Origin of the sequence: Bacillus sp. BB51/4 (assembly GCF_008368845.1) — a bacterium.
Taxonomy (GTDB): domain Bacteria; phylum Bacillota; class Bacilli; order Bacillales; family Bacillaceae_G; genus Bacillus_A; species Bacillus_A wiedmannii.
Genome location: NZ_QOSC01000003.1, coordinates 98,215 through 116,208, shown reverse-complemented (window position 1 = coordinate 116,208; position 17,994 = coordinate 98,215). Strand labels below are relative to the sequence as shown.

18 protein-coding genes, 2 pseudogenes and 2 riboswitches are annotated in these 17,994 nt (G+C 35.6%); of the genes and pseudogenes, 18 read left to right on the top strand and 2 right to left on the bottom strand.

Annotated elements, in window-relative coordinates; all coding sequences use genetic code 11:
- Position 1: 1 nt before the first annotated feature.
- The 11 genes from thiG (at position 2) to kdpDN (ending at position 9,855) form a co-directional block, all read left to right on the top strand.
- The gene (gene thiG, locus DN392_RS02000) at positions 2-772 is read left to right on the top strand and encodes a thiazole synthase (RefSeq protein ID WP_064449044.1); all 771 of its coding nucleotides are present in this window, start codon (positions 2-4) and stop codon (positions 770-772) included.
- Entirely contained in the window at positions 765-1,784 is a 1,020-nt protein-coding gene (thiF, locus tag DN392_RS01995) for a thiazole biosynthesis adenylyltransferase ThiF (protein ID WP_001065412.1), read from the top strand. Before thiG ends, thiF begins: the two co-directional genes overlap by 8 nt.
- Before the next feature lie 6 nt (positions 1,785-1,790).
- Positions 1,791-2,612: a bifunctional hydroxymethylpyrimidine kinase/phosphomethylpyrimidine kinase gene (gene thiD, locus DN392_RS01990; protein WP_131233524.1), complete on the top strand. Its 822-nt coding sequence runs from the start codon at positions 1,791-1,793 to the stop codon at positions 2,610-2,612.
- Between the two features lie 85 nt (positions 2,613-2,697).
- Positions 2,698-2,845, top strand: a riboswitch (cyclic di-AMP (ydaO/yuaA leader).
- A 93-nt stretch (positions 2,846-2,938) separates the two neighbouring features.
- Positions 2,939-3,325 (top strand): hypothetical protein, encoded by a 387-nt coding sequence (locus tag DN392_RS01985; RefSeq protein ID WP_000424073.1) that lies wholly within the window; start codon positions 2,939-2,941, stop codon positions 3,323-3,325.
- A gap of 16 nt (positions 3,326-3,341) precedes the next feature.
- A complete protein-coding gene (locus DN392_RS01980; RefSeq protein ID WP_000866307.1) occupies positions 3,342-3,572 on the top strand; it encodes a hypothetical protein in 231 nt (76 codons plus the stop codon).
- Between the two features lie 260 nt (positions 3,573-3,832).
- A riboswitch (cyclic di-AMP (ydaO/yuaA leader) is annotated at positions 3,833-3,978 on the top strand.
- Between the two features lie 95 nt (positions 3,979-4,073).
- Entirely contained in the window at positions 4,074-4,178 is a 105-nt protein-coding gene (locus DN392_RS01975; RefSeq protein ID WP_000887889.1) for a SipW-dependent-type signal peptide-containing protein, read from the top strand.
- On the top strand, positions 4,175-4,255 hold the full coding sequence (gene kdpF / locus DN392_RS01970) for a K(+)-transporting ATPase subunit F (RefSeq protein WP_000972378.1): 81 nt from the start codon (positions 4,175-4,177) through the stop codon (positions 4,253-4,255). The genes DN392_RS01975 and kdpF overlap by 4 nt, the downstream gene beginning before the upstream one ends.
- Before the next feature lie 19 nt (positions 4,256-4,274).
- Positions 4,275-5,942 carry a potassium-transporting ATPase subunit KdpA gene (gene kdpA / locus DN392_RS01965; protein WP_000638336.1) on the top strand — a complete coding sequence of 556 codons (1,668 nt, stop codon included), beginning with the start codon at positions 4,275-4,277 and terminating at the stop codon, positions 5,940-5,942.
- Positions 5,943-5,955: 13 nt separating this feature from the next.
- On the top strand, positions 5,956-8,046 hold the full coding sequence (gene kdpB, locus DN392_RS01960; protein ID WP_001248010.1) for a potassium-transporting ATPase subunit KdpB: 2,091 nt from the start codon (positions 5,956-5,958) through the stop codon (positions 8,044-8,046).
- Between the two features lie 16 nt (positions 8,047-8,062).
- Positions 8,063-8,644, top strand: a complete 582-nt coding sequence (gene kdpC, locus DN392_RS01955) for a K(+)-transporting ATPase subunit C (RefSeq protein ID WP_001085571.1) — start codon at positions 8,063-8,065, stop codon at positions 8,642-8,644.
- A gap of 56 nt (positions 8,645-8,700) precedes the next feature.
- Positions 8,701-9,855, top strand: coding sequence for a KdpD-like non-kinase potassium sensor (kdpDN, locus tag DN392_RS01950; RefSeq protein ID WP_081113603.1), 1,155 nt, complete (start codon positions 8,701-8,703; stop codon positions 9,853-9,855).
- 22 nt (positions 9,856-9,877) lie between these two features.
- Here kdpDN and DN392_RS01945 read toward each other — a convergent pair whose 3' ends face one another.
- Positions 9,878-11,059, bottom strand: coding sequence for an MFS transporter (locus tag DN392_RS01945; protein ID WP_149237903.1), 1,182 nt, complete (start codon positions 11,057-11,059; stop codon positions 9,878-9,880).
- Positions 11,060-11,211: 152 nt separating this feature from the next.
- Here DN392_RS01945 and DN392_RS01940 point away from each other — a divergent pair, with 152 nt between their 5' ends.
- From DN392_RS01940 to DN392_RS01910, 7 genes and pseudogenes are all read left to right on the top strand, one after another.
- Complete coding sequence (locus DN392_RS01940; RefSeq protein WP_370512824.1) at positions 11,212-11,661, top strand: MarR family transcriptional regulator; 450 nt, start codon at positions 11,212-11,214, stop codon at positions 11,659-11,661.
- A 128-nt stretch (positions 11,662-11,789) separates the two neighbouring features.
- A complete protein-coding gene (locus tag DN392_RS01935; RefSeq protein WP_149237902.1) occupies positions 11,790-12,644 on the top strand; it encodes a patatin-like phospholipase family protein in 855 nt (284 codons plus the stop codon).
- A 195-nt stretch (positions 12,645-12,839) separates the two neighbouring features.
- Positions 12,840-13,236, top strand: a pseudogene (locus tag DN392_RS01930) (hypothetical protein).
- An 87-nt stretch (positions 13,237-13,323) separates the two neighbouring features.
- Positions 13,324-14,397: an ABC transporter permease gene (locus DN392_RS01925; RefSeq protein ID WP_149237901.1), complete on the top strand. Its 1,074-nt coding sequence runs from the start codon at positions 13,324-13,326 to the stop codon at positions 14,395-14,397.
- 9 nt (positions 14,398-14,406) lie between these two features.
- The gene (locus DN392_RS01920; RefSeq protein WP_149237900.1) at positions 14,407-15,639 is read left to right on the top strand and encodes an ABC transporter permease; all 1,233 of its coding nucleotides are present in this window, start codon (positions 14,407-14,409) and stop codon (positions 15,637-15,639) included.
- Positions 15,640-16,290 (top strand): ABC transporter ATP-binding protein, encoded by a 651-nt coding sequence (locus DN392_RS01915; RefSeq protein WP_000615291.1) that lies wholly within the window; start codon positions 15,640-15,642, stop codon positions 16,288-16,290.
- A 32-nt stretch (positions 16,291-16,322) separates the two neighbouring features.
- Positions 16,323-16,528 (top strand): annotated as a pseudogene (locus DN392_RS01910) (hypothetical protein).
- A gap of 98 nt (positions 16,529-16,626) precedes the next feature.
- Here DN392_RS01910 and DN392_RS01905 read toward each other — a convergent pair.
- A complete protein-coding gene (locus DN392_RS01905; protein WP_000482732.1) occupies positions 16,627-17,928 on the bottom strand; it encodes an NCS2 family permease in 1,302 nt (433 codons plus the stop codon).
- Positions 17,929-17,994: the final 66 nt, after the last annotated feature.

The following is a 17,994-nucleotide window of genomic DNA, read 5'->3' as shown; positions in this document are numbered from 1 at the left end:
TATGTTAAACATTGGACCATTTTCATTTCATTCTAGACTTTTATTAGGAACAGGAAAATTCCCTGATTTTGATGTGCAGCAAAAGGCAATTGATGTATCTGAGGCTGAGGTTTTAACGTTCGCAGTACGTCGTATGGATATATTCGATGCACAGCAGCCTAATTTATTAGAGAAACTTGATGTAAAAAAATATACGTTATTACCGAATACAGCTGGAGCAAAAAATGCTGAAGAGGCTGTTCGTATTGCAAAATTAGCAAAAGCTTCGGGGCTTTGCGATATGATCAAAGTAGAAGTTATTGGTGATGATAGAACGTTATTACCTGATCCAGTAGAAACGTTAAAGGCATCTGAAATGTTACTAGAAGAAGGATTTATCGTTCTTCCATATACATCTGATGATGTTGTATTAGCACGTAAATTACAAGAACTAGGTGTGCATGCAATTATGCCAGGAGCATCACCAATCGGTTCAGGGCTTGGTATTGTAAATCCATTAAATTTAAGTTTCATTATTGAACAAGCGACAGTGCCAGTTATCGTTGACGCTGGTATCGGTAGCCCGGCTGATGCGGCATTTGCGATGGAATTAGGAGCGGATGGTGTGTTATTAAATACGGCTGTATCGGGAGCAAAAGATCCAATAAAAATGGCACAAGCAATGAAATTAAGTATTGAAGCAGGACGATTAGGATTTGAAGCGGGGCGTATTGCACGTAAACGTTGTGCAACAGCAAGCAGTCCTTTAGAAGGAATGAGCGTAGTTGAATAATCGATATTCTCGCCAAGAATTATTTTCTCCAATTGGAGAAGATGGGCAACGAAAGATAAGAGAAAAGCATGTACTCATTATCGGTGCAGGTGCATTAGGTAGTGCAAATGCAGAGATGTTTGTAAGAGCAGGTGTTGGCACAGTAACGATTGTTGACCGAGATTATGTCGATTGGAGTAATTTACAAAGGCAACAATTGTACGCAGAGAGTGATGTAGAAAATAATCTTCCGAAGGCTGTAGCGGCAAAAAAACGTCTAGCAGAGATCAATCGTGAAGTAAGAGTAGAGGCTCTCGTTCAAGATGTAACAGCTGAGGAATTAGAAGAGCTTGTTACAAACGTAGATGTAATGATTGATGCAACTGATAATTTCGAAACACGTTTTATTGTGAATGATATAGCGCAAAAACATTCTATTCCATGGATTTACGGAGCATGTGTAGGGAGTTACGGCCTTTCTTACACAATTCTCCCTAGTAAAACGCCATGTTTATCTTGTTTATTACAATCGATTCCGCTTGGCGGGGCGACATGTGATACAGCGGGCATTATATCACCTGCTGTATCTCTCGTCGTTTCTCATCAAGTAACGGAAGCTCTTAAATTGTTAGTGGAAGATTATGAATCACTTCGAGATGGACTTGTGTCGTTTGATGTGTGGAAGAATGAATATTCATGTATGAATGTGCAAAAGCTTCGTAAGCATAATTGTCCTTCGTGCGGAGAGAGTGCGATATACCCGTATTTAAATAAAGAAAACACATCGAAAACAGCAGTTTTATGCGGGAGAAATACAGTTCAAATTAGGCCACCTCATAAAGAAGAAATGGATTTTGAACGATACAAAGAGCTGCTGAAAGATCGCGTAAATGATTTAAATGTAAATCCATATTTATTATCATTTTCAGTTGAAGAAAAGAGATTAGTTGCTTTCAAAGATGGACGTGTACTCGTACATGGAACGAAAGATATAAGCGAAGCAAAAACAATTTATCATCGCTATTTTGGATAGAAAAGGATGAGTGGGATGAAAGTAAATAAAGCTTTAACAATTGCAGGATCTGATAGTGGAGGCGGTGCCGGCATTCAAGCAGATTTAAAAACATTCCAAGAGCTTGGTGTGTATGGGATGACGGCTATTACGGCAATTACTGCTCAAAATACGCTGGGCGTTCAAGGGGTATATCCAGTTCCGTTAGAAGGTATTACGGAACAGCTGAATTCAATTGGTACGGATTTAACACCAGATGCTGTGAAACTAGGAATGTTATTTAGCAGTGAAATTATTCAAATTGTAGCAGAACATATTAATAAATTTGGGTGGAATAATATTGTACTAGATCCTGTTATGATTGCTAAGGGCGGTGCATCATTATTACAACAAGAAGCAGTACAAGCATTAAAGGAATATTTATTACCAGTAGCAACAGTTGTAACGCCGAATGTTCCTGAAGCAGAAGTGTTAACTGGGATGGAAATTCATAATGTTGAAGATAGTAAGGAAGCTGCGAAAGTACTGCATGAATTAGGTGCGAAATACGTACTTATGAAGGGCGGCCATGCAGAGTATCAAGGTAATGAAGTAATTGATTTACTCTTTGATGGAGAAGAGTTTATCGAATTTAGAAGCGAACGGATTCCTTCAAAGCAAACGCACGGAAGCGGGTGCACATTTGCTTCAGCGGTTACAGCAGGACTTGCGAAAGGCTACTCGATTGAAGAGGCAGTTCAAGAAGCAAAACGATTTATTAGTATAGCAATTGAAGAGCCGTTGAATATTGGTAGTGGTCATGGACCGACGAATCATTTTGCATATAAATTGAATAAAACGCGTGCTTAGGTAAGTAAAAAGTCAGTTTTATAACTGGCTTTTTTTCTGTTTACTTTTTCCAAATACAGGAGTAATATATCAGCCAGAATATATTTTTTTGTAAACGCTGAGTCCGATTGTATGGAGCGGAGGAACCAATTTGTGCAGTGTCACTAGGGGTGAATCTTTCAATTTTGAAAGTAGGGCTACTCTCAAAGCCCGAATCCGACAGCTAACTTCGTAAGCGTCTTGAGAGAGGACGGTGCCATGATGGATACATCACTTCATCGATCTGATTAGTATAGGGGAATATCAATCTATGTTTGAGTTCTTTTATGCTAAGGAGGATGAGGTACATGGAACTAACACTTATTTGTGTTGGAGAAGAAAGCAAGGTAAATAGTTTAATAGATTTAGTAGCATTTCAACATGAGTTAATTATTTTTACAGCAAATGAAGAGATAGCGGCTGAAGTGAGGAATTGTGGGTTTGATTGGACGTATAGTTGTAGTAAGGAGCAGGATTTTACTAGTATTTGTGAGTGTATTAAGAAGGTGATTTTACTAGGGGATGAGCTTCCAATTATTAGTTTCTTTACAGAACACATTCGCTTTTCTTTTCAAGCACCTATTACTGTTGTTACAAGGAATAAACGATATCCAGCGAGGCTCTATGAAACAATTGGAGCTACATTTGTCGTGTTTACAAATTGTGATAATATTTCTTTTTTATTTTTTGAATAGGGCGGGGGAGAAGAAGATGAAGGTGTTGTTATTAGGAGATATAGCGAATCGTTGGGCGGTATCGGTAGAGCGAGTTCAAGAATTGGTGATGCTTGATCCTATTTTTCCAAGGCCCTATATTATATTGCCATCGAAAGACGCTTTATATTTAAAAACAGATGTTATCGAATATGAGCAACTACATGCAGAATTGTCACAAGTTTATATTCGCGGGAGAAATTTACGTGCTTTTTTACGAGGAGAATAAATAGTGAATAAAAAAGAGCGAATGCTAAGTGCAACAAGCTATGCACTTCATGTCATTCGCTCTTTTTATTTCGTATTTAAAAGATCATTTATGTGAAAAAGAAAGAAAAGACGAGAAAACAGATGAAAGAATATTAATAATACTCAATGTAAGCGTTTAAACAGACGGATATTTTCTTATTTTCAGTAATTTGCCTCTTTACAAGTGAAATATAGAGGAGTATATTTACTCTCATAAATCATTCATAAAATTTCCAAAAAAACCTAAAATCGCTGAGTTCCAGAAATGGAGCGGGGGAACCAATTTTGTGCATCGTCACTTGGGGTGAATCTTTCAGTTTTGAAAGTAGGGCTACTCTTTAGGCCCGAATCCGACAGCTAACCTCGTAAGCGTTTAGAGAGGAGGTTTACTTTGTGTTGTTCATTTCGAACACTAAGTAGAGCTTAGTGTTCTTTTTTTGATAACTAAATGGTAAATTTTAACAAAAGGTGAGGGATAGTTATGCTAGATGTTGTAATGATCGGGATTTTTGTTGTGTTAGTCGCATCGATGGCAAGTCTTGCAAGTTGGTCAGATAAAGTTGTGAAAGAAGGGAAGCAATCATGATGATTGCCTTATCGGTTATTGTTGCAGCAATTACGGTGTACTTAGTGTATGCATTATTAAATCCAGAGAAGTTTTAATTAGGGGGAATCATTCATTATGATTTGGGTCGCAGTTGTTATTACCATGCTGTTGTTTATTCTTGTGGCAAAGCCAATGGGGATATATTTAGAGAAAGCCTTTCAAGGTAGTCAAAAGCTAGATAAAGTATTCGGGCCTTTTGAAAAACTTATTTTTAAAATTACGGGTGTAAAAGAATACAATCAAACGTGGAAACAGTACGCATTGTCATTAGTTTTATTAAATGGATTTATGATTGTTGTCGTATATTTCATTTTCAGACTACAAGGAGTATTGCCATTAAATCCAGCACACATTGAAGGAATGGAGCCTACGCTTGCTTTTAATACAGCAATTAGTTTTATGGCTGATACAAACTTACAGCATTATAGCGGTGAAAATGGTTTATCTTATTTATCACAATTAATCGGAATTACATTTTTAATGTTTGCAGCACCGGCAACGACGTTAGCACTCGTTATGGCATTTATAAGAGGGCTCGCTGGAAAAGAACTCGGTAACTTTTTCGTTGATTTTACGAGAGCACTAACGAGAGTATTTCTTCCTATCGCATTTATTGCGGCGCTAGTCTTTGTCACACTCGGTGTACCACAAACGTTAGACGGTGCAGTTACGGCACAAACGATTGATGGGGCAAAGCAAAGTATATTACGCGGGCCAGTTGCATCATTTGTTTCCATTAAGGAACTTGGGAATAACGGCGGTGGATTTTTCGGAGCAAACTCTACACATCCTTTTGAAAATCCAGGACAAATGAGTAATATTTTGCAAATGATGCTTATGATGCTATTGCCAACAGCACTTCCATTTACGTACGGACGAATGGTAGGGAATAAAAAACAAGGTCGTATCCTTTTCGTATCACTATTTATGGTGTTTTTACTTGGATTTATAACGATTACGACATCGGAATTACATGGAAATCCAGCGTTAAATGGAATGGGTATCGAACATGTACAAGGAAGTACAGAAGGAAAAGAAGTCCGATTTGGAACAGTATTTTCTTCTCTTTATGCGACTGTAACGACAGCTGCTGAAACAGGGGCTGTTAATACGATGCATGATACATTAACACCAATTGGCGGTCTAGTTCCACTCGTAAATATGATGTTAAACACAGTATATGGCGGTGTTGGAGCAGGTTTTGTAAACATTATTATGTATGCCATTATTGCAGTATTTATATCTGGCTTAATGGTTGGACGGACACCGGAGTTTTTAGGTAAGAAAATTGAAGGTAAGGAAATGAAATTAATTGCGGTAACGATTTTATTCCATCCATTGCTTATTTTAGGATTTTCAGCATTAGCTCTTTCAACAAGTTTAGGAACAGATGCTATCTCACATTCCGGTTTCCACGGTTTAACGCAAGTTGTATATGAATACACATCGTCAGCTGCGAATAACGGATCTGGATTTGAAGGTTTAGCAGATAATACACCGTTTTGGAATATTACAACTGGTTTAGTTATGTTTTTAGGACGCTATTTCAGTTTAATTACGATGTTAGCTGTGGCAGCTTCGTTGAAAGAGAAGACGGTAGTACCAGAAACAGTCGGAACGTTCCGTACAGATAATGGTTTATTTGGTGGCATCTTCATCGGAACGATTGTAATTGTCGGTGCGTTAACATTCTTCCCGATGTTAGTACTTGGCCCAATTGCAGAATTTCTTACATTGAAGTAATGGAGGGTAAATGATGAGACCGGTAGTAGTAAAAGAAAAACAAGTAAATCAGTCACAAATACATGCTATAGAAGATGAGGTTAGACAAGCGAAAACGATGGATCGTGATATCGTAACACATGCGATGAAACAATCTTTTGCGAAATTGAATCCGAAAGTCATGATAAAGAATCCGATTATGTTCGTTGTGGAAATTGGATTTATCATTACGTTCATTTTATCGTTTCTTCCAAGTAGTGCTAGTAGTGTACCAGGGTGGTTTAATATAACAGTTTCTCTCATTCTCTTATTTACAGTTTTATTTGCTAACTTTGCAGAGGCGTTAGCAGAAGGGCGGGGGAAAGCGCAAGCCGATTCTTTAAAACAGTCGAAGAAAGATGTGTTTGCAAATGTGGTGAAAGAAAATGGGGACATTGTTCAAGTTTCAGCAACTGATTTGAGAAAAGGTGACGTTGTTATTGTAAAGCAAGGTGAGATGATCCCAAGTGATGGTGAAGTAATGAAAGGGTTAGCTTCTGTAGATGAATCTGCGATTACAGGTGAATCAGCTCCTGTAATAAAAGAAGCGGGCGGTGATTTTTGTTCCGTAACAGGCGGAACGATGGTCGTAAGTGATGAGATTACAATTGTCATTACGAGTAATCCTGGTGAATCATTTATTGATAAAATGATTTCGTTAGTAGAAGGCGCTGCTCGTCAAAAAACGCCGAATGAAATTGCTTTAAATACAGTATTAACGAGCTTAACGCTTATTTTCTTAATCGTTGTTGTGACGTTGCCGATCTTTACAAACTATTTAGGGTTTCAAATTGATACAGCTGTACTTGTCGCATTGTTAGTTTGTTTAATTCCAACGACAATTGGTGGGTTGTTATCAGCAATTGGTATTGCTGGGATGGACCGGGTGACAAAGTTCAATGTGTTAGCGATGTCGGGTAAAGCAGTAGAAGCTGCAGGTGATATTAATACAATTATTTTAGATAAAACAGGTACGATTACTTTCGGGAACCGAATGGCACATACATTACTTCCTGTAGGAAATGAAACGATTGAGCAAGTAGGAAAATGGGCTGCGATTAGTTCAGTTTTAGATGAAACACCAGAAGGTCGATCAGTTATAGAATATGTAAAAACGAAGTCTATATCATATAATCGAGAAATTGCAGAACAAGGTGAATTTGTTCCATTTAAAGCAGAAACGAGAATGAGTGGTGTTGATTTACAGGACGGAACGAAAGTGAGGAAAGGTGCTGTAGGTAGCGTTATTGAATGGGTTCAGTCACAAGGTGGAACGATTCCGAAAGATGTAAATCAAAAAGCAGATTTCATTTCAAAAGAGGGCGGGACACCACTTGTAGTTGCAGTGGATAATCGTATTTACGGTTTAATTTATTTAAAGGATACAGTAAAACCTGGTATGCGTGAGCGTTTTGAACAATTGCGTCAAATGGGGATTAAAACAGTTATGTGTACAGGCGATAACCCATTAACAGCAGCGACAATTGCAAAAGAAGCAGGGGTAGATGAATTCGTTGCTGAGTGTAAACCAGAAGATAAAATTGCGGTTATTAAAGCAGAGCAAGATAAAGGGAAACTTGTAGCGATGACAGGTGATGGTACAAATGATGCGCCGGCACTAGCGCAGGCTGACGTTGGATTAGCAATGAATAGTGGTACGACAGCTGCGAAAGAAGCAGCGAATATGATTGATTTAGATTCGAACCCGACAAAAATTATTGAGGTTGTAGGAATCGGTAAGCAATTGTTAATGACGCGTGGTGCGTTAACGACGTTTAGTATTGCGAATGATATCGCAAAATATTTTGCAATCATTCCAGCGATGTTTACACTTGCGATTCCGCAAATGGAAGCATTAAACATTATGAAACTAACATCACCACTGTCAGCGATTTTATCAGCACTAATATTTAATGCTGTTATTATTCCGTTACTCATTCCGTTAGCGATGAAAGGTATCGCATATAAACCGATGAGTTCGAATGCACTACTTGGCCGAAACCTACTTATTTATGGACTTGGTGGGGTTATTGTACCGTTCATTGGAATTAAAGTAATTGATATAATTGTCGGCTTGTTTATATAAGGAAGAGGGGAAAAAGATGGCGAAGAAACAAAGTATACTATCACCAATTGTCCGCATTACTTTTACATTTTTAGTGTTGTGCGGCCTTGTATACCCGCTTATTGTTACTGGTATTGCACAAGCAGTAATGAAGGATAATGCGGATGGAAGTCTAATATATAATGATAAAAATGAAGTGATTGGTTCTACATTAATCGGTCAAAATTTCACAGATCCACGTTATTTTCATGGGCGTGTTTCTAGTATTGAATATAAGGCAGAAGCATCTGGTTCAAATAACTATGCACCGTCTAATCCAGATTTAGAGAAACGAGTAGAGAAAAGTATTGAAGAGTGGAAGAAACAAAACCGGGCTGTTCCAGTTACAGAAGTGCCGATCGATTTAGTGACAAATTCAGGTTCAGGGCTTGATCCTGATATTAGTCCGAAGGCAGCTTCTGTACAGGTAGAGCGTATCTCGAAAATAACGAAAATTCCGAAAGAAACGTTAAATCAATTGATTAAAGATCAAACGGAAGGTGCGGCACTTGGCTTATTTGGAGAAAACCGCGTGAACGTCTTAAAGTTAAATTTAGAATTAAAGAAACTAATGAAATAGTAACAGTGCTACCTCAATCTAACGGATTGAGGTAGCGTTGTTTCGAAAGAAAGGTTGTGAATGTGTTGTATGCGGATGACTATAAACCGACGTTTCAAAGGCGAACACCAGAAGAGTATTTAGAATATATTCGTCAGCAAAACCGCGGGAAGTTAAAGCTATATGTAGGAGCAGCTCCAGGAGTAGGGAAAAGTTATAAAATGCTCTTTGATGCAAGAGAGATGAAAAAAGACGGTATGGATATTGTAATTGGTTTAATTGAAACGCATGGAAGAAAAGAGACAGAAGAAGCAATTGCTGATTTAGAAAAAATTCCTTTAAAAGAAATAGATTATAAAGGGAAAGTATTTTATGAACTCGATGTAGAAGGAATTATAAAACGTGCACCACAAGTAGTTGTTGTGGATGAACTTGCGCATAGTAATATTCCTGGATCTAAAAATAAGAAACGTTATATGGATGTACAGGAATTGCTAGATGCTGGTATATCCGTATTATCAGCGTTTAATATTCAACATTTAGAAAGCGTACATGACATTGTAGCTCAAATTACTAATGTAAAAGTAAGAGAGCGTATTCCAGATTTTATTTTACAAAAAGCAAATGAAATTCAGCTCGTTGATGCAACGCCGGAAGTATTAAGGAAGAGATTAATAGACGGGAAGATATATAAGGAAGAAAAAATAGAGCAAAGCTTACAAAATTTCTTTACGCTTAATAATTTAGGGGCACTAAGAGAATTATCGCTTCGTGAAGTGGCAGATGATATGGACGAGAAAATTAGCCAAACCGTTATAGAACCGATTGGTGTAAAAGAAAAAATTCTCGTTTGCGTACAATACAGTTCAACAGCGGAGAAATTAATAAGACGGGGATGGCGCATGGCGGATCGGTTAAACGCTGAATTGTATGTATTAAATGTTGAAAGAGAAAATATAGAGTTCCTTTCAGCAGGGAAAAAGCAAACGATTGAAGAGTGGAAGTTGCTAACGAATCAATTTGATGCGAGTTTTGTTTTAGAAGAGGCAAAAGGAAGAAAGCCAGCGGATGTTATTATTGAAGTCGCGAAAAGACTACAAGTAACACAAATTTTACTCGGACAATCGGCAAGAACACGTTGGGAAGAAATACGAAAAGGTTCAATTGTAAATGAAATTATGAGAGAAACGAAGTATATTGATATTCATATCGTTGCAGATCAAAGAGTTTAGAATAGAGACCATCTATAGGTCTCTATTTTGCTTTTTGCACAGCCTGAAAACATATCATTTTCATTGCGCATAAAATGATAAATAGAAATGTAATTGCACCTAGGAAGAAAATCCAAAAGTAATTTTGATTAAATACAAGAAATCCACCTACAAGTGGCCCTGTGCCCATACCGAGATAGCGGATGAAGTTGTACATACCGATGGCTGTTGCGCGTTCTTGTACGAATTCTTCCGTTAATAAAGTAGTGTGAGTTGGCATAGAAAGTCCCATGCTAAAACCGTATAAAGAGGTGCCGATAATGATGAATGGGATGTTGATGCTATATGTGAAAGAGAATAAAGTGACACATATAATATTGAAGAAACTAGTAGTGAATAAAGCTTGCTTTGTCGTGAGGCGTTTTTGCAAAAACTTGTAGCAATAACTTCCTAACATGATGGAAAGGGACATTGGTACAAATATAAGACCAATTTTACTTATAGTTAAGTGAAATAAATTTGTTAAAATACTCGGTAAAAAAACGAGGAAGTAAAAGTAAATACAAAATTGAATAAAGCCAATAAGAGTAATAGAAAATCCAGTTTTATTTTTTAAGATAAACCAGTACTTCTTTTTTGCTTGCGGTTGCTTAATTACAGTTGGTTTTGTTTCTGGAAGTAGTGAAATGTTTATAATTAATAAGAGAATGCCAAGTGTAGATAAAAACAGAAATACGGATACGTGGCCATTTATACTGCCGAGATAACCACCAATGAGAGGGCCAATCGCAGGTGCGAGAGCAAGTAACATTTGATAAAGGCTCATTGCTTCTCCGCGTTCTTTTCCTTCAAAGAAATCGCCTATAATTGTTGCTGCGACTACAGGTATAGCCGCTATTCCTATAGCTTGAACAGTTCTAAAAAATAGAAATAAATAAATGTTCGCCGAAAAAGCACATCCGATTGAACCAATTGTACTAATGATTAAACTAGGGATAAGGATAGATTTTCTCCCTTTTGTATCAATTAAAGGTCCATATATGAGCTGCATAATTGCAAGAACGAATGTGAAAAGTGAAACTGTTAAATTTATAAGATAAAGAGAAGTGTGAAAAGAATCTTGAATCATAGGCAAAATAGGTGTGTAAATATTTTGAGCGAAGGAACCGAGTAAGGCACTCATACAGACAACATATAAAATGAAATTTAGTTTGGATTTTTTCATCATGTTAACCTCCTTATAATTTAGTTTCCTAGGAAACTAAATTTATTTTAACATAATTTTCTCACTTGTAAATATGAAAAAATGATTTTAAAATGGTATATAGTTAAATTGTTTCTTTGGAAACCTAGGGGGCGAACGGATTGGAACGTACAATGAAACAAGTGGAAATACTTTCGGACATTCGTACACTTTTGCATAAAAAAGAAGAACATTTGAAAGGGCAAAATGAGAAGTTTCTTCGTGAAACAGGTATAAATGGTATGTCTTTATCTGAACTACATGTGATCGAGTGTATCGGAAAAAATGCTCTGATGAATGTAACTGCTATTACGACAGAAATGGGAATGACGAAGGGGGCAATCTCTAAAATTTGTACAAAGTTGTTTCAAAAGCAATTCGTTGAGAAGATGCAAATGTTAGATAATCAAAAAGAAATTTTCTTCCGCTTAACGGAAAGCGGAAATGAAATATATAAAGCTCATGATAAATTGCATAAACAAGCTGAAGAAAAGTGGCTGTTACTTTTAGATGGATATACGAAAGAAGAGCAAGATTTTATTCAAAGGTTTATAAAGGATGTCTCCGGTCATTTGGAAATATAATTGGAAGAAAAAACTCCTTCATTTCAAGACTTTTGAATATAATTTCTAAAAGAACTCATATATAATAGAAAAAGATACTTAACATGGTGAATAATTAAAGAGTCAATATATAAAGAGGAGAGAATAACATGCTTGAAAATACGGGGTTAGTATTAGAAGGCGGCGGTATGCGTGGTGTATATACGGGTGGGATATTAGAATACTTTATGGAACAAGATTTATATTTTCCATATGTAATCGGTGTATCAGCTGGTGCTTGTCATGCAGCGTCGTATCTTTCCAGACAAAGAAATAGAAATAAAACGGTCAATATTGATTATGCATCACACCCACAATATTTATCATATAAAAACTTATGGAGAAAACGTCAGCTATTTGATATGGATTTCATTTTTCATGAGATTCCAGAAAAGCATGTACCGTTTGATTTTGAAACATACTTTAATAGCCCAGAGCGTTTCCTTGTAGGGACGACGGATTGTGAAACAGGAAGGTCTATTTATTTTGAAAAAGAAGGAACGAATGATGATGCACTAAATTTATTACAAGCATCTAGTTCATTACCTTTCATTGCACCAGTAGTAAATTACCGAGGTAAGCAATTGTTAGATGGCGGGATTTCTGATCCGATTCCAGTTCGTAAAGCACAGGAAGATGGGTTTGAAAAATCAGTCGTTATCTTGACGAGAAACCATGGTTATGCGAAGAAAAAATCAAAATTTGGCTGGATTGCATCGAAAGCTTATAAAAAATATCCGAACCTTGTTAACACGATGGTGAATCGTTATGAAGTGTATAATGAAACACTTCACTACATTGAAAAAGAAGAACAAGCTGGGAATTTATTTGTTATTCGTCCGGAAGTGCCGCTTCAAGTAGATCGTATGGAAAAAGATACAGCAAAACTACAAAATTTATATGAGCAAGGCTATGAAGATGCAAAGAGACAGTTTGCAGATTTACAGTCGTTTTTACAAAAATAAGTATGAGGCTGTGGAGAAGATTTTCTCCGCAGCCTTTTTATATTGCTACTTATACGTTACTTTTTAAAAATGTATTAATGTTTAAGTGTTTAAAGAGTTTGTAAAACATCGGGTTTCTTATTGAGGAGAATTTATTTGAAGGATATTATGATGATGTAGCGCTACTAAACTATTAAATTTATGAGGTGATTGTTAATGAAAGGAAAAGTTTTTTCAATTACGACTTTAGTAATATTAGCAACATCAATCTCAACAAGTGCATTCTATCCAACTCTAAGCGGTCACAAAAGCGGTAACCTACTATCCTACGGAGCTCAAACTACTACGAATCAAAATGCATCTCGTTGTTCAGTAGCAATTTCTTTTATTAAATCAAATGGAAATAATTCATATATTGAAAGCGCTTCAGACAAATTAGGATCCCATGAATCTGGAAGAGCATTAAACGCAACTGTGAGTAATGGTGCATATAACGCCTTTGGTGCAAAAAGGACTATACTCTGAGCACTATGCTAATGAGAATAATGACTATCAAGAAGATACACACAAAGGTACTTTTGATAGTAATGGTAACTTACGATTACAGTGGTAAAAAGCATTAAACAGTTGTCTTTATAAATATTTGGATAAGGAGAAGGGGATGTTTATCATCTCCTTCTTATCTAAAAGGAGCAGAGACATGTATTTAGCTTTTAAAAATATAAAAAACAATAAACTGTTTTCAGTCATTCTTCTTATGGCATTTTTTATTTCTTTTCTTTCTATATCAATAGCCGCACTTTTAACAGAGTCTAAACGAAACTTTATATCTGCTTTTCAAATCGGTTTTCCAGAGAAGAATCAAATTTTAACTGTTCCGATAGCGAATGCAACTGAATTGGAAGAGGTAATTCCTTTCATACAAGATACTTTTGTTAGAAGTGATATTTACGTAGAGCATTTAAAAGCATTAAATAGTTCAGGGGCAACAAAGATCATAGCTGTGAACCTAAAAGATGATTATTATTGGAAGCCATATATTTCTGAAGGACAATATTTTCATCGTGAAAATGTAAGCGATATGGTTGTTGGCGATCAAACGAATGTAGAGGAGCTATATGAATTTGATGATACATATAAAAAAATAGGAACTATATCGAGAAAAGACAGTGACGTCGGTGTAGCAGGAATATACGTTCCACTTCAAAACTTACCTACTATATCTAAAAAAGGTATTATCGCGAGTAAACAATTACAATTAACAGTTGTTAATCCTACATCATCTATTCATAAAGAAATAAAAAAGTTTATGGATAGGAGTAAAGAAGTGCTTTCGGGAGATGTTCAAATACTGAATGAACGAGATCTTCAGGAACTACATGTGACACATATAGATTCAGCAAATAAGTATTATTATAAATTCATTCTTATTGCGATTGTTTCTGGCATTTCTGCGGTTTTATTTTGGATTTATAAAAAAGAAAGAGAGATTTCATTAAAAAAAGCAGTAGGTGCTTCTAATATATCTATTTACTGCGAACTATATATTCAAATTTTGTTTATTTCTCTAGCAGCGATGTTCGTAGTTTTTATTACGTTAGAAATATTTTCGGGAACAATTCATACTTATTTTGAGACATACTTAGTAAAACCGTTAACACTATATGTATTGATATGCAATGTTGTTTTTATAATTTTTCTTACAATTTTTGTTACTGTAATTCCAATCAAGCACATTATAAATATATATCCCGGAAAACACTTAAGAACGTAGGAGGTCTTCATGTTTTTTATATTTGATTCTATACGGTCTGTGAAAAAACGGTTGTTACCAAGTTTGATTATAGTAATTTCTTTAATTATTGCATTTTCTTCAGCAATAGAATTTGTTAGTAATCTTTCGGGATATCGAAAAATGATGACGGTAGCAAATAATTTATCGACGCATAAAAATTTCTATGAACTTTATGCGACGCAAGATATAACATTGTTTAGCGAAGAAAAAGCGAAAAGTGATTATCAACATTTCATTCAAGGGTTATCGAATACGATACCAATAACAAATAAAACTAATTATCTGTTCCGTAACTATTCACTTAGTTTAAAAAAAGAAAATGGAACGATAAAGACTCTTATTGTTGATAAAGATATTAATAAATACTTTCATATACGAATTTCACAAGGAAGATATTTTGAGGAATCGGAATTTCATAAATCAGTATTTGATAGTAGACCTGTTATATTAGGGGCTAATTATAGAGGAAAGGCATCTATTGGTGATATCATACCATCTGGAAAAATGAAACTAAAAGTAATTGGCTTTTTAGAAAAAAATTCAGCATTTACATATCCTCGAAGCGGTGAAATATCAGATAATCGTATTACATTATTAGATGACATGGCGATTTTACCAATTGGAACAGAAGAAATAGAGTTCTATAGTGTAGACCTTTTATACAATGGGGTAATTATAGAAACAAATGAGAAGATAAATATAAATGAATTTCAAAAGAAAGTATTAAAGGTAACAGAAGGTAAGGGGTATTCGTATTATGTTACAAATCCGGATAAATTATTAGAAAATGAAAAGCAAGGTAGTGATAATATGTCATATCCCTTATTATTAAGCGGTACAGTCTTATCTTTTTCATTTATATCTATTTTATTAACATCAATGGCCACGCTTTATATGGAACGTAAAAATATTTCTATTAAATCAGCATTAGGAGCAAGTACTTTTCAACTATGTCTTCCGTTTGTTATTGAGTATATGTTGTTATTCGTTTTATCTATATGTATAGGAATTATGTATTTTCAATGGGAGAATAGCGGAGTAATTGAAATTCAGAAAGGGCTAGAAAATAGTATGTTATCTTTCTTTGGAACGTTAAAAGTCTCTATAGAATCATTGGTTGTTATAGGTGCTTTATCACTTGTAATGATCCTCGTTATATATGCAATCATTTATTTCAATGTACTAAAAATAAAAAATACATATATGAAAGAGGTGTTATAGATGATTCAGCTCGCAAATGTGGCTAAGGGATACGGAAAGAGTAATTTTAGTGCTTTAAAAGATATTAATCTTACAATAGAAAAAGGCGAAATGATAGCCATTATGGGACCATCTGGTTCAGGGAAATCAACCTTACTTAATATTATTGGCTTAATTGATAACCCCTCTACTGGAAAGTATTTTTTAGATGGCATGGATACGAGTACATTAAAGTCAAACTATCATAAGTATAGAAATAAGGAAGTTGGATTTGTGTTTCAAAACTTTTCGCTACTAGATGATTATACAGTTATTGAAAATGTAATGCTCCCGCTTATATATAGAAAAATTTCTCATAAGAAACGTATACAAATATCAAAAGAAATGCTTGAGATGGTAGGGCTGGAGAGACATATTAATAAGTATCCCCACGAATTATCTGGAGGAGAACAGCAAAGGACAGCGATAGCGAGGGCATTAGCACAAGATACAAAAATTATACTTGCTGATGAACCGACTGGTGCTCTCGATCAAGAAAACGGAGAAAAAATTATGAGCATTTTAAAAGAGGTTCATAAACAAGGAAAAACGGTGCTAGTTGTTACACATGATCAAAAGGTAGCTGCATACTGCCAGAGGACAATATGTTTGCTTGATGGATATGTGGTGTAATATGGATAAAAGTATGTGGAGTGGTGATACAGATGGAAAATGTATATAAAGAGCTTAGACATACTGGATTTACTATGTTGCTTATTTTTGGCGGTGTATTTTTACTGTGCTGGTTCATTCATGATGAAATGCTATTGGATCAGCTTATTGGGTTGAGTGTAGGGATGGTAATGGTTATTTCATCAATATTTTCATTCAAAAGTACAGTAAAGAATTACAAGTAAATGAGAAGTGTTAAAAGTAATTCGTATGATTGTTATAGAAGGAAAGTAGAGCATCGAAATTAGATGCTCTACTTTCCTTTTATAAATAAAAAATCCCTCTGTATGAGGGATTTTAATGTGGTAAGAAAATCAATTGATAAGCGAACAAGATTCCGAATACATACACAAGTGGGTGAACAGAACGGAATTTACCTTTTGCCACTTTCATAATTGGGTATGAAATAAATCCAAGTGCGATACCTGTTGCGATACTTGATGTAAGTGGCATGCTTAAGATTACTAAGAATGCTGGGAATGCTTCATCAAATGCGTCCCAATCGATGTGGCGAACTGATCCCATCATAAGACTACCAACGATAATTAATGATGGTGCAGTAATAGCTGATACACCAGAAACGGCACTTACTAATGGTCCGAAGAATGCTGCTAGTGCAAATAGAACAGCTACTGTAACAGTTGTTAAACCAGTACGACCACCAGCTGCAACACCAGCAGATGATTCAATGTAAGCTGTTGATGGTGTTGTTCCGAACATAGAACCGATTGTTGCTGAGAATGAGTCAGATAGAAGAGCTCGTCCAGCTTTTGGAAGCTTTCCATCTTTCATAAATCCACCTTGCTGAGCTACACCAAGTAATGTACCTGTTGTATCGAATAATGTAACAAGGAAGAATGAAAATACAACGCCGTACAATCCGTAGTTAATTACATCAGAAACAGCAGTAATTGGATTAGAAACGATAATTCCTTCTGGTAATCCAGGCATTGATGTAACACCGTTTGAGAATGTTAATTGTCCTGTGAAGTAAGCGATAATACCAGTTAATAGCATTCCAATAAATAGTGCACCATTTACATTTAAAGACATAAGGACAATTGTAATTCCAAGTCCAGCTAATGCTAGTAGTACTGGAGCAGAGTGAAGATCACCAAGTCCAACTAAGTTTGCTTCATTTTTTGTAACGATACCTGTTAAACGTAAACCGATAAAGGCGATGAAAAGACCGATACCAGCAGTAATTGCATGTTTTAAGTTTTCAGGAATTGCTTCCATTAATTTTGTACGGAAAGATGTGAATGATAACAAAATTAAAATCATACCTGCTACGAATACAGCAGAGAATGCAATTGCGAAAGTCATGCCTTCATGAGCTTTTACAACAGAGTAAGAGAAGTAAGCATTTAATCCCATACCTGGTGCAATTGCGATTGGTAAGTTTGTAAAGATCGCCATAAATAATGTTCCGACAACAGCAGCGATAATTGTTGCTGTAAATGCTTGTTCAAATGGAACTCCTGCATCCCCAAGGATGACAGGGTTTACGACAATGATATATGCCATTGTTAAGAAGGTAATAATACCTGCCATAATTTCAGTTTTAATAGAAGTTTTATGTTTTGAAAGGTTAAACATATAAACATCCTTTCTGTTTACGAATAATTTTCACAACAGTTATATATAATATTCGTTTTTTAACTA

Bases quoted from the DNA above. Each gene is read 5' to 3' on its own strand.
- thiG (WP_064449044.1), top strand. From the start codon at position 2: ATGTTAAACATTGGACCATTTTCATTTCATTCTAGACTTTTATTAGGA.
- thiD (WP_131233524.1), top strand. From the start codon at position 1,791: ATGAGTGGGATGAAAGTAAATAAAGCTTTAACAATTGCAGGATCTGAT.
- DN392_RS01985 (WP_000424073.1), top strand. From the start codon at position 2,939: ATGGAACTAACACTTATTTGTGTTGGAGAAGAAAGCAAGGTAAATAGT.
- DN392_RS01980 (WP_000866307.1), top strand. From the start codon at position 3,342: ATGAAGGTGTTGTTATTAGGAGATATAGCGAATCGTTGGGCGGTATCG.
- DN392_RS01975 (WP_000887889.1), top strand. From the start codon at position 4,074: ATGCTAGATGTTGTAATGATCGGGATTTTTGTTGTGTTAGTCGCATCG.
- kdpF (WP_000972378.1), top strand. From the start codon at position 4,175: ATGATGATTGCCTTATCGGTTATTGTTGCAGCAATTACGGTGTACTTA.
- kdpA (WP_000638336.1), top strand. From the start codon at position 4,275: ATGATTTGGGTCGCAGTTGTTATTACCATGCTGTTGTTTATTCTTGTG.
- kdpB (WP_001248010.1), top strand. From the start codon at position 5,956: ATGAGACCGGTAGTAGTAAAAGAAAAACAAGTAAATCAGTCACAAATA.
- kdpC (WP_001085571.1), top strand. From the start codon at position 8,063: ATGGCGAAGAAACAAAGTATACTATCACCAATTGTCCGCATTACTTTT.
- DN392_RS01945 (WP_149237903.1), bottom strand. From the start codon at position 11,059: ATGAAAAAATCCAAACTAAATTTCATTTTATATGTTGTCTGTATGAGT.
- DN392_RS01940 (WP_370512824.1), top strand. From the start codon at position 11,212: ATGAAACAAGTGGAAATACTTTCGGACATTCGTACACTTTTGCATAAA.
- DN392_RS01935 (WP_149237902.1), top strand. From the start codon at position 11,790: ATGCTTGAAAATACGGGGTTAGTATTAGAAGGCGGCGGTATGCGTGGT.
- DN392_RS01925 (WP_149237901.1), top strand. From the start codon at position 13,324: ATGTATTTAGCTTTTAAAAATATAAAAAACAATAAACTGTTTTCAGTC.
- DN392_RS01920 (WP_149237900.1), top strand. From the start codon at position 14,407: ATGTTTTTTATATTTGATTCTATACGGTCTGTGAAAAAACGGTTGTTA.
- DN392_RS01915 (WP_000615291.1), top strand. From the start codon at position 15,640: ATGATTCAGCTCGCAAATGTGGCTAAGGGATACGGAAAGAGTAATTTT.
- DN392_RS01905 (WP_000482732.1), bottom strand. From the start codon at position 17,928: ATGTTTAACCTTTCAAAACATAAAACTTCTATTAAAACTGAAATTATG.